The sequence below is a fragment of the Colwellia sp. 12G3 genome, assembly GCF_002836775.1.
Classification (GTDB): Bacteria; Pseudomonadota; Gammaproteobacteria; order Enterobacterales; family Alteromonadaceae; genus Colwellia.
In genome coordinates this window covers 519,151-530,800 of sequence record NZ_PJAQ01000017.1, presented here as the reverse complement: position 1 = coordinate 530,800, position 11,650 = coordinate 519,151, and the positions used below count along the sequence as shown (strand labels likewise).

Here is an 11,650-nt window from a genome sequence, read left to right as displayed (position 1 = left end):
TCAATTACTCGCCTTATCAGCGGTTTGTGGCTGAGCTAACGTTTCAATGTCGTTATTCATCGTCTTTTTAGATACTTTATAAAAGCTGATACCGCCAAAGTTTTCTAGTATACCCCCTTCGACATCAACACCTCGCGCTTGAAACCGCTTTGAGTGAGCAATAGCTAATAAAGGAATCTCTTCGTTAATTATTGCCATAGCTTTAGCATAATAGCTTTTTCGTTTATTCATATTTGTTGTACTTAGCGCATTTTTTAGTAATTGGTCATACTCTTTATTGCACCAAAATGTGCGGTTACTGCCTTGTTCGCTAGAAGAGCAGCTGAGCATTGGCGTGAAAAAATTATCAGGGTCTGGATGATCGGCAGTCCAGCCTAATAAGAATGTTTGATGTTCACCCTGTGATAAGCGACGTAAAAAAGTACTCCATTCATAAGTAATAATCTTTACTTCTACGCCAATTTTTTTTAAGTCACCTTGAATAAGTTTTGCCATGGTTACTGCATTTGGGTTGTATGCCCGCTGTACAGGCATTGCCCAAATGTCCATGGTAAAACCTTGGGCATAACCGGCAACTTCTAATAATGATTTAGCGCGGATTGGATCATAACCTAGTTCAGGGGTGTCACTATCATAAGCCCATGATGTTTCAGGTAATATAGATTTTGCCCGTGCAGCCTGCCCTTGGTAAACCGTATCAATGATGGCCTGTTTGTTAATAGCTAAGCTGATAGCTTGACGAACTAATTTATTATCAAAAGGCGCCTTTCTAGTATTAAAGCCAAAGTATCCGACATTTAATGAGGTAATCGACTCTAATGATAAGTCGGCTCTTTCAGTTATTTTCTTATGTGCTATAGGATAGCTACTGACATCACACTCTTTAGCCAAAAGTTTAGTTAAACGGGTTGTTTTACTTGGCGATATATCATAGACAAGTTGCTCTATTTTTGCTTTTTCTTGCCAATAGTCATCATGACGATAGAAGCGGATTAACGAACCGACACGGTAATCTTTGAGCTTAAAAGGGCCTGTACCAATAGGTAATATATCAATTTCATGAAGCGTGCTTTTATTTTGAAGCGTTTGCCCATATTCTTCGGACAAAATTACCGCATAATCGGTAGCTAAATTCGCGAGGAAAGAGCTGTCATTACGCTTTAAAATAAAACGTACAGTAAAATCATTGATTCTCTCTATTTTCTCAACGAGCTCTGCAAACTTAACACTTTGAAAAAAGGGGTACTGGCCTCCTGATACTTGATGAAAAGCATGGTTTTTATCTAAAATTCGGTTAAAACTAAAGATAACATCATCAGCATTCAATACTCTTGTTGGTGTAAAGTAGCTTGTTTGATGAAATTTTACATCTTGGCGTAAATAAAAGGTGATTTTTTTACCATCACGGGTTACATGCCATGAACTTGCTAAAGCAGGGCCTAAGGTGTTGTTTTTCCCTTTATAAACAATAAGACTGTTATAAAGCTGCTTAGCACTGGCATCCGCAGTTGTGCCTGAAGTACTGAGTTGAGGGTTGAATGTTTCCGGAGAACCCTCAGAACAATAGATAATACTACGTTCACTTAAAGACAGTTTATTCCCTTCATTACAACCGGTTAAAATGCTAACGACAGCAGCTATTGTTAAGGAGGATATAGATTTAAAGTTCATCGTTAATACTGCCATCAAGCAAGTTGTATTTTTTTAGGTAACCCCTTAATTGATGATAAGTTAATTCGAGAGCCTCTGCAGTTTTCTTTTGATTAAATTGACAATGTGCTAATGCGGATTGTATTAATTCTATTTCATAATCTTGTGATAGTATTTTTAATGACTGAGGGAACTGTTGAGTCACTATTTTCGGTGTTACTTTCATTGTCTCCAGTGTTGTAGGAGAAACTATAGGGCTATCATCAAGTGTGTTTTCACTCTCTGAAGCTCTATTTTTATTGAGTGCATTAACTCTATCGTGAGTTTTAATTCGTTGGTTTGGTCTAAAAGGGGACTCGAATGGGTCAATAATTAGTTCATGAACAGGTAAGTGCGGGTTGTTACTACGATAAACGCTTCGCTCCACCACGTTTTTTAATTCACGAATATTACCTGGCCAGTGATATTCCAGCAGACTGCGTTTAGCTTTTTCGGTAAAACCGCTAAATAATTCGAACTCAAGCTCACGGGCCATGTTCATAGCAAAATGTTCTGCTAGCATTATTATATCGTCTAAACGTTCTCGCAGTGGGGGCAGGGTTATAACATCAAAAGCTAGACGGTCTAATAAGTCAGCTCTAAATTGTCCTGATGCAGCTAAGGTAGGTAAGTCTTCATTAGTTGCAGCAACTAAACGTACATCACTTTGAATGGTTCTTGAACCACCAACGCGTTCAAATTCGCCGTATTCAACGACACGTAATAATTTCTCTTGAATGAGGCCAGAGGTATTAGCAATCTCATCTAAAAATAGCGTACCTTTATCTGCGCGCTCAAATCGCCCTTCATGGCGCTTACTTGCACCAGTAAAAGCACCACTGTCGTAGCCAAATAATTCAGTTTCAAGTAAATTTTCGTTTAACGCAGCACAATTAAGTTTTAAATAGTTTTGTTCCCAGCGCTTAGATAGGAAGTGTAAACGTGCGGCAACAAGCTCTTTACCTGTTCCGCGCTCACCAATAATAAGCACTGGTTTACTTAACGTAGCAACTTGGGATATTTGCTCTAGTACTTCTAAAAAGCAATTTGATTGGCCAAGAAGGTTATCTTGTTGGTTAAAACGCGCCATAGTAAACTCAAATGTTGGTTTATTTCACTAACAAATAGTGTATTTTATTACTTAAGAGGTTGAAAGTCTTTTTTGAATAAATAATAAGTTGAGTTAAAACAATTGGTTAGCCATATTTTAAAAGTTGGCGTAAAATATGAATGTATTGAAATAGTAATTCAGCGCTAAGTAAATGCTTAGTTTATGTAAAGTAAACACAATTTGGCATGATTTAGCCATCAGTTAAGGAAGTTGTTATGGGTATTTTTTCAAGATTCACAGATATAATTAATTCTAATATTAATAATTTATTAGATAAAGCCGAAGATCCGGCAAAAATGGTACGCTTGATCATTCAAGAAATGGAAGATACCTTAGTTGAAGTACGTTCTAGCTCAGCAAAAACACTAGCAGATAAAAAAGAATTATCTCGTCAAGTGAATCGTCTTGAACAAGATGCAGAGCAATGGCAAGAGAAAGCTGAACTGGCTTTAAGTAAAGATCGTGAAGACTTGGCACGTGCTGCTTTGATGGAAAAGAAAAAAAGCAGTGAGAGTGCGCAAGCATTATTGGATGAATTAACACATACCGATGAGCATCTGAGTAAGTTGCAAGACGAAATCTCACAACTACAAGATAAACTAAGCGATGCGAAAGTACGTCAAAAGGCTATTGTTATCCGTGAAAAATCTGCGAGCTCTCGTTTAAAAGTAAAAGAGAACATTCATAGTACACGCGTTAATGATGCCTTAAACCGTTTTGACCATTATGAACGTAAAGTTGATGATATCGAGGCAGCAGTTGAATCATATGATTTAGGTAGTAAATCATTAGCAGACGAAATTGCGGGGCTAGCATCAGACGAAAAGGTTGATGATGAATTAGCGCAGTTAAAAGCTAAGATGAAAAATAAGTAAAAATAACAATAAAAAATATTAAAAGTATAACTAAAACTATCGGTAGAATAGATTAAAGGAGAAGTATTGTGGAAGAGATCATCGTTGCACCCGTCATTATTTTTATGATTATTGTTGCTCCAATATGGCTGGTTTTACATTACCGCAGTAAAAAGCAAGTTAGCCAAGGTTTAAGCCAAGAAGAGTATATTCAATTATCAGAATTATCAGAAGTTGCAGATAGCATGGCTGATAGGATTAAAACCCTCGAAGCGATTTTAGATGTGGAGACCCCAAACTGGAGAACCAAATTATGAATCGAAAAAGAGGAGAATTATATCGTAACGCCGAGCAAGGAAAGATCGCGGGTGTGTGCGCAGGTATAGCCGATTACTTTGGTTGGGAAACTTGGCTAGTTAGAATATTAGTGGTGTCAGGTGTATTGTTTGGCATGCCATTCCTTATCTTAGGTTATATCGCTGGTTGGTTTATTCTAGATAAAATGCCAGAGAAAATAACAACAGGTAATCATGAAGCTAATGAAAGCCGGTATGCGAGGGGCAATCAGCAAGGAAAGCAAAAGGTTGATGTAAGTAATGAGTCAATTAAGGTGAAAGCGCGTATTTGGCAAGCAGGTGAACCACCTAAACAAGCACTTTATGATATACGCCGTAAGTTTCGTTTACTCGAAGGGAAAGTACAAGCGATGGAGCAATATGTTACCTCGGCTGAATTTACCGTTTCTAGGGAAATTAATAAGCTGTAATACTTAATGGCTGAAGAAATAAGTCCGTGTGCTATAAAACAAGTTGTTAAAAAAGCTGTCACTTGACAGCTTTTTTGTTTACCTCGGCACAAGCCTATTTATTCTTATCACTAAGCGTTACTTTCTCTAGTAACAATCAATAAGGTGTAATTTTAATTAAAAGATCTTATTATCAAATTACCTCTCAAATCTGATCTAATTTATAAGTTATCAATTCGTTATGGCATTAATAAGTAAATCGATACTATCAAAGCGTGGCTTAGATAAGTTAAAACATAAAGCAAATGAGTTGCTCAGTCGCACTATTGATCAGCATGTAACATTGGCCGTTACTGGGTTAAGCCGCAGCGGTAAAACAGCATTTATTACTTCATTGGTGAATCAATTAATCAATGAAGGTAATGGCATCAAACTCAGTTTTTTTGACCCCGTACATAATGGTGGTTTTATCGCCGCTAAGCGAGTGCCACAAAAGCACTACCATGTGCCAAGATTTGATTATGATTCAGCTATTTCCGCGTTAACATCAGAGCCTGCAACTTGGCCAGAGCCGACGCATGGCATCAGTGAATTACGCTTAGCTATTAGGTATCAGCCGAAAAACTCAATACTTAAATATGCAACTGACATGGCAACCTTGACATTAGATATTACCGATTACCCCGGTGAATGGTTACTTGACTTACCTATGCTCAAGCAAACGTATCAAGAATGGTCGCAGCAAACACATGCATTAATGACTAGTACGCCAAGGGCTGAACATAGTAAAAATTTTCTGATTAAGCTCGCGCAATTAGATCCATTCGCTTGTGCAAGTGAAGAACTTTTAGCTGAGTTAGCGCAGGAATATACGACGTTATTACACACTTTTCGCCACGAGCTAGGTTTATCCGTCATCCAACCGGGCCGATTTATATTACCGGGTGATTTAGCCGGGGCACCCATTTTAGAGTTCTTCCCTTTCCCTGGTTTAGATAGTCTTGATGGTAATGACTATCAAAATGCACCTGATAATAGTTTTATTGGTATGCTGCGCTCACGTTACCTAGAATACAAAGAACAGGTGGTTCGTAAATTTTACCGTGAGCATTTTCTTCGTTTTGACAGACAAATAGTACTAGCCGATTGTTTAAAACCTTTAAATAAAGGTAATGAAAGTTTTGCTGATTTAGAATTGGCTATGTCGATGATTTTAGAAAGTTATCATTATGGTAAGTCAGGCATATTTTCTCGATTATTTTCGCCTAAAATTGACAAATTACTTTTTGGTGCTACAAAAGCCGATCATGTTACTCCTGAGCAACACGCGCCTATGGTGGCATTACTCAATCAGTTGATTCATCAAAATAAACATCATTTAAACTATGAAGCGGTAGAAGTTAAAACATTAGCTATTGCTTCTGTTAAAGCGACTAATTCAGGTGTGAGCAAACATAAAGGGAAGGATATTCCCGTTATTCAAGGTCAAACTATAGGTCACTCAAATTCGACCGAACCATCAGGTATCTTTGGCCAAAAAATTACCGTGTTTCCAGGTGCGGTACCGAGTCAGTTACCCAATGATGATTATTGGCAATCGAACAACTTCAATTTTATAGAGTTTGCACCCTTAAGTGGACTTAACAAACACCAATGTTTACCACATGTGCGAATGGATCAAGTCTTACAGTTCTTACTAGCAGATAAAATGATATGACCACTAAAGACAATGAAAACTCACAACAGCAGCAAATAATTTTTAGCGAAAGTGACACTGTGACAGCAGCTGATAAAGTAACCTTTAAAAATGAGGACGGCAGTACGACTTTTACCGAACAAGTTGTTTTTGATAATGATGCTTACTTACCTATGTCTATTGAGGGAAGTGGCCTTGATGAGGTAAGAAGTAAAGAGCTTAATGCGGAACAACTTCACCAATATGCCAATAGTGTAAAGGGCGGCAAAGGTTCATGGTTGTGGCGTACAATCACCGCCTTGTTTGTCACGTTACTGGCTATTGAGGCGGTAGATTTCTTTATCGCTGGTTTTGAACAGTCACCACTAATTACTAGCCTATATGCGCTGTTATTAGCAGCCTTGACCTTAGTCAGTGGGAATTATCTATGGCGTGAGTTTATTGGGCTTAAGCAGTTTAAAAAACGTCAAAAAATGAAGCAACAAGCCACTGAGCTTTTATTAATAGACACCGAACAATTAACAGAAAAATCGAATAAACGAGGTAAAGATTTCTGTGAGAAAATTAGTGAAAACCTACCTTGCGATCTTGTTTTTGATTGCCCTCAAGAACAGCACCTTTGGCATGAAGCGTTAGCGGCAGATTATAGCTCTACGGAATTAGTTCAGCTTTATTCACGTGTGGTATTAAGTAAGGTTGATGATAAAGCTTTAAACGAAGTCGCAAAATTTTCCACTGAAGCCGTTGTTTTAGTTGCGCTAAGTCCTGTTGCTTTGATCGATATGTTAATTATGTTATCGCGTAATTTACGTATGATAAATAAAATTGCAGGACTTTATGGCCTAAAATTAGGTTATTGGAGTCGTATTAAGTTAATAAAACAGGTTTTTGTTAATATGGCCTATGCTGGCGCGAGCGAGTTAGTCGCTGATTTTGGTAGTGATATGTTAGGTGCAGAGTTATTAGGGAAGTTATCTGCTCGATTTGCGCAAGGATTAGGTGCCGGAATGCTCACCGCGCGATTAGGTGCTAAAACTATGGAATTATGTCGTCCTATCCCCTTTGATGAGAAACCTAAATTAACGCATGTTCGTAAAAAAATTGCGCTGCAAATTAAATCATTGCTGAGTCCCGCTAAGAAATAACAGCAGAAAATATTACCCTGCAATCAATCATGTAATCTGTCATGTAACCTTTCATGTACAGCAAAAGCGTTTGTGTGTTTTTTAACCGTTTCGTGTTGCTTTATTTTATCTATCCTGATGTCATAAGATGAATACAGCAACAAAACAAAATTATTGCATTAAAAAATTATAACAAAAATCGCTTAGATGAAAGGTTAATAACATGTCAAAAGGAACAAAGTATGTTTCAAAAGTCCCTGATGAAGAGGGCTTCATACAATGGTCACCAGAAGAAAATTTAATTTGGCAGGAGCTATTTACCCGTCAAATTGCCTGTATTAAAGATAAAGCTTGTGATGAATATCATGAAGGTTTAGCAAAAATAAACTTACCTACTGATCGTATTCCTCAGCTTGGCGATGTCAGTAAAGTGCTCAAGGCAACCACAGGTTGGGAGTGTTATCCTGTACCCGCGCTGATTGGGTTTGGCGAATTCTTTAGATTACTCTCTGAAAAGAAATTCCCCGTTGCAACTTTTATTCGCAGTAGAGAAGAAATGGACTACTTACAAGAGCCTGATATATTTCATGAAATATTTGGTCATTGTCCATTACTGACTAATCCATCATTTGCTAATTACACAGAAGCTTATGGAAAAATGGGCTTAAATGCGACTAAAGAACAGCGTGTTTTTTTAGCACGCTTATATTGGTTTACTATTGAATTTGGTTTACTTGATACGCCGAAAGGCCTACGCATATATGGTGGTGGTGTGCTTTCTTCCCCTGGAGAAACAGACTATGCCATTAATGATGCTAACGTTGAACGCAAGCCTCTTGATATATTGGATGTTTTAAGAACACCTTATCGGATAGATATTATGCAGCCTATTTATTATATGCTGACAAAAGTATCAGACTTAGATGAAATACGAAAGTTTGAAGTAGATGACATCATGGAGCTTGTTGCTAAAGCGCAAATGTTAGGTCTTCATGAAGCAAAGTTTCCTGCTAAGAAAGCCAGTTAATCATTAGTGACTGAATTAAAAAAAATATGGCAACATCATAGCCTAAAAAATAAAGAACAATATAAGGATAAATAATGACAACACAATCAAATAATAATCTTGCAATTCAAGCATGTGAAGCCTGCCATGTAGATGCTCCAAAAGTTTCAGACGAAGAACTAAAAGAACTTATAGGGATAATACCTGATTGGGTGCCACAAGTACGTGATAACGTCATGATGCTTGAACGCGAATTTAAGTTTAAAAATTACAAGCTAGCCTGGGCATTTGCTAATAAAGTCTCTGAGCTGGCGGAAAGTGAATTTCATCATCCTTCGATTTTACTTGAATGGGGTAAAGTAACAGTGACATGGTGGACGCACGCTATAGGTGGTTTACATAAAAATGATTTCATTTGTGCTGCAAAAACAGATCAACTAGGCGAGTAATTTATTTCAATCAGATGATAGCTTAATAAGCCCACAACATTTATCAAATGTGTTTGGTAATGTTGTGCTTTATTATCGTAAAAATTAGTTTACAATAGCCCTTTTCTTTAATTCTAATTTAAGGGCTGCGTAATGCGTTTGGAAATAACTTGTCATGACCGTGTTGGCATGGGGCAAAAAGTATTAGGTATCTTTGTCGAACACGGCATTAATGTGCGTGGTATTGAGTTAATGCAACCAGGGCGTATTTATATAAATATCCCCGATTTAGATTTTTCTGACTTGCAAACATTTATGCCACAATTACGCTTGATTGAAGGGGTAGGTGATGTGAAAACTGCACCTTACATGCCATCTGAGCGTGAAAGAAATGAACTTGCTACTTTAATCAAAACTTTCCCTGACCCTTTTATCTCCATTGATAGAAAAGGCAATATCCGTATTGTTAATACTATCGCCTCAAGTATTATTGGTGAAAGTGAAGAGTCTCTTATTGGTCAACATATCAGTTTGTGGCTGAAAGGTTTCAACTTTAATCGCTGGTTAGATGCTACTGATGTACTTGCTCAAACCCGACGTTTAAAATTCCAAGGTGATGATTTTGTCGCTGATATTATGCCAATTCATGTCGCAGGCGAAGACGAAAATCATGTTCTTGCTGGCGCAGTATTAATTTTAAAATCTGAAGCAAGACTTGGCCAGCAAATGAATGCTTTTAAACAGCCGAGTGAAAATACTTTTTCAGGAATTCAAGCGAGTTCAAGCGCTATGCGTAAAGTTATTCGCGAAGCTAAACGTATGTCATCGCTCGAATCTTCTATTTTAATTATGGGTGAAACGGGTACTGGTAAAGAGCTACTGGCAAGAGCGTGTCATGGTGCTAGTGAACGTGCAGAGCGTCCTTTTATGACATTAAACTGTGCGGCGTTACCTGATGATGTTGCTGAGTCTGAATTATTTGGGGTTGGTGAAAGGGCGCAAGAGTTAAGTAAACGTGGAATTTTCGAGCTTGCTGACGGCGGGACTGTGTTTCTTGATGAAATTGGCGAAATGTCAGCCAAGTTACAAAGTAAGTTATTACGAGTAATTCAACATGGTAGTTTTAGGCGTGTGGACTCTGAGCAAGAAGTCACTGTCAATGTACGTATTATTAGCTCTACCAACAAAGATCTACTTAATTTGGTTTCAATTGGTGATTTTAGAGAAGACCTTTATTATCGATTAAACGTTTTTGGCCTTACGCTACCTGCGCTTAGAGAGCGCCGTAGTGACATTTTACCATTGGCCGAGTTTTTTATTGTTAAAGCGGCACAGCAAATTGGCCGTTCTCATCTCAAGGTAAGTGACGATTGTCGTGATTTTATTGAGCACTACCCATGGCCAGGTAATATTCGTCAATTAGAAAATGTACTAACACGTGCGGCTTCGCTGTTGGAAGGAGACGAAATAGAAACTACTCACTTACAATTACCTGCTTATACACGAGAACATGGTTATTTAGAGCAAGAGTTCGAAGGTACATTAGATGCCGCTGTCAAAAGCTTTGAAGCTAACTTATTACGTAAATTGTATCCAGCCTATCCAAGTACAAGACAACTAGCTAAAAAACTTGGTCTTAGCCATACAGCGATTGCAAACAAGTTACGTGAATATGATATTAATAAAAAAACAGTAAAAATTTAAGTTAATGAGGCTTGTATTTTACAAGCAGTGTAATAAAAACCGTAAAGATAATTTTCCGACCTGTTTTTGCTAAGCTGACGCTATTGCTTGGTTGTCAGTGAAAAAATTTGTACCATACTTTTATGCTTTAAATGTATCGATGACTATTACAGTTATAATTAAAAAGGTTTAAGAATGAAATTAGCAACACTTAAAAATAATACACGCGATGGCCAACTCGTTGTTGTTAGCCGCGCGCTTGATAAAGCTGTAGTGGTAAGTGATATTGCAGCAACGCTACAAGCTGCTATTGATAACTGGAGTGATATTTCACCAAAATTGGCTGAAGTTTATCAAGCACTAAATAATAATGAAGTCGCTGACACTTTGGTTTTTGAGCAAGCTGAATGTGAGTCACCGTTACCACGAGCATATCAATGGGCTGACGGTAGTGCTTATGTAAATCATGTTGAATTAGTGCGTAAAGCAAGAAATGCTGAAATGCCAGAAACATTTTGGACAGATCCGTTAATGTATCAAGGTGGCTCAGACGCATTTATTGGTCCACGTGATGATATTTCAATTGCCAGTGAAGAATATGGTATTGATTTTGAGTCTGAAGTTGCCGTGATCACAGATGATGTCCCTATGGGCGCATCAGCTGAACAAGCCGCTAGTCACATTAAATTATTAATGCTGGTAAATGATGTTTCACTACGTAATCTCATTCCAGGAGAGCTAGCGAAAGGTTTTGGCTTTTTTGCATCTAAACCTTCAAGCGCATTTTCTCCTGTAGCGGTAACGCCAGATGAACTAGGTGATGCTTGGGATGGAAAAAAATTGCATTTACCATTAACGACTCATTTAAACGAAGCACTCTTTGGTCAGCCAAACTGCGGTGTAGATATGACCTTTGATTTTCCAACTATTGTTGCTCATGCTGCAAAGACACGTCCACTATCAGCGGGTTGTGTGATTGGATCGGGTACAATTTCAAACTACGATCGCTCTGCAGGCTCTAGCTGTTTAGCTGAAATCCGTATGTTAGAGATAATCGCTGATGGTAAGCCAAGTACACCCTTTATGAGTTTTGGTGATACTGTTCGCATTGAAATGTTTGATAGCGAAGGTTCAAGTATTTTCGGCTCAATTGATCAAAAAGTTGTTGAGTATAAAGCACAATAATTTTTAAGCTGTCATAAGCTTTTAAATCCGCTTCAACAAGTAAGTATAAATAAATGCTAATTATCAGTACCGGGCTAACTAAAGTAGTTAACATGGTCAGGTAATTAGCATTTTTGTTTTGAAATCAGA

At 37.8% G+C, this 11,650-nt stretch carries 11 protein-coding genes; 9 read left to right on the top strand and 2 right to left on the bottom strand.

All coding sequences use genetic code 11. The features are described from left to right. Both CXF71_RS07775 and pspF read right to left on the bottom strand, forming a co-directional pair. Nucleotides 1-1,671, bottom strand: a complete 1,671-nt coding sequence (locus tag CXF71_RS07775) for an ABC transporter substrate-binding protein (RefSeq protein WP_101232428.1) — start codon at nucleotides 1,669-1,671, stop codon at nucleotides 1-3. Then, nucleotides 1,661-2,779, bottom strand: a complete 1,119-nt coding sequence (gene pspF / locus CXF71_RS07770; protein WP_101232373.1) for a phage shock protein operon transcriptional activator — start codon at nucleotides 2,777-2,779, stop codon at nucleotides 1,661-1,663. Before pspF ends, CXF71_RS07775 begins: the two co-directional genes overlap by 11 nt. A gap of 236 nt (nucleotides 2,780-3,015) precedes the next feature. Between pspF and pspA the strand changes: the two genes are divergently transcribed. From pspA to CXF71_RS07725, 9 genes are all read left to right on the top strand, one after another. Further along, a complete protein-coding gene (gene pspA / locus CXF71_RS07765; protein WP_101232372.1) occupies nucleotides 3,016-3,675 on the top strand; it encodes a phage shock protein PspA in 660 nt (219 codons plus the stop codon). Nucleotides 3,676-3,743: 68 nt separating this feature from the next. Beyond that, nucleotides 3,744-3,971 (top strand): envelope stress response membrane protein PspB, encoded by a 228-nt coding sequence (gene pspB, locus CXF71_RS07760; protein WP_101232371.1) that lies wholly within the window; start codon nucleotides 3,744-3,746, stop codon nucleotides 3,969-3,971. Beyond that, complete coding sequence (pspC, locus tag CXF71_RS07755; protein WP_101232370.1) at nucleotides 3,968-4,420, top strand: envelope stress response membrane protein PspC; 453 nt, start codon at nucleotides 3,968-3,970, stop codon at nucleotides 4,418-4,420. The genes pspB and pspC overlap by 4 nt, the downstream gene beginning before the upstream one ends. A gap of 220 nt (nucleotides 4,421-4,640) precedes the next feature. After that, on the top strand, nucleotides 4,641-6,116 hold the full coding sequence (locus CXF71_RS07750; protein WP_101232369.1) for a YcjX family protein: 1,476 nt from the start codon (nucleotides 4,641-4,643) through the stop codon (nucleotides 6,114-6,116). Beyond that, complete coding sequence (locus tag CXF71_RS07745; protein ID WP_101232368.1) at nucleotides 6,113-7,240, top strand: YcjF family protein; 1,128 nt, start codon at nucleotides 6,113-6,115, stop codon at nucleotides 7,238-7,240. The genes CXF71_RS07750 and CXF71_RS07745 overlap by 4 nt, the downstream gene beginning before the upstream one ends. 202 nt (nucleotides 7,241-7,442) lie before the next feature. Beyond that, complete coding sequence (phhA, locus tag CXF71_RS07740; protein WP_101232367.1) at nucleotides 7,443-8,246, top strand: phenylalanine 4-monooxygenase; 804 nt, start codon at nucleotides 7,443-7,445, stop codon at nucleotides 8,244-8,246. 74 nt (nucleotides 8,247-8,320) lie between these two features. Then, a complete protein-coding gene (locus CXF71_RS07735; RefSeq protein ID WP_101232366.1) occupies nucleotides 8,321-8,674 on the top strand; it encodes a 4a-hydroxytetrahydrobiopterin dehydratase in 354 nt (117 codons plus the stop codon). 132 nt (nucleotides 8,675-8,806) lie between these two features. Continuing rightward, complete coding sequence (gene tyrR, locus CXF71_RS07730; RefSeq protein ID WP_101232365.1) at nucleotides 8,807-10,357, top strand: transcriptional regulator TyrR; 1,551 nt, start codon at nucleotides 8,807-8,809, stop codon at nucleotides 10,355-10,357. A 174-nt stretch (nucleotides 10,358-10,531) separates the two neighbouring features. Beyond that, nucleotides 10,532-11,521 carry a fumarylacetoacetate hydrolase family protein gene (locus CXF71_RS07725; protein WP_101232364.1) on the top strand — a complete coding sequence of 330 codons (990 nt, stop codon included), beginning with the start codon at nucleotides 10,532-10,534 and terminating at the stop codon, nucleotides 11,519-11,521. Nucleotides 11,522-11,650 lie beyond the last annotated feature (129 nt).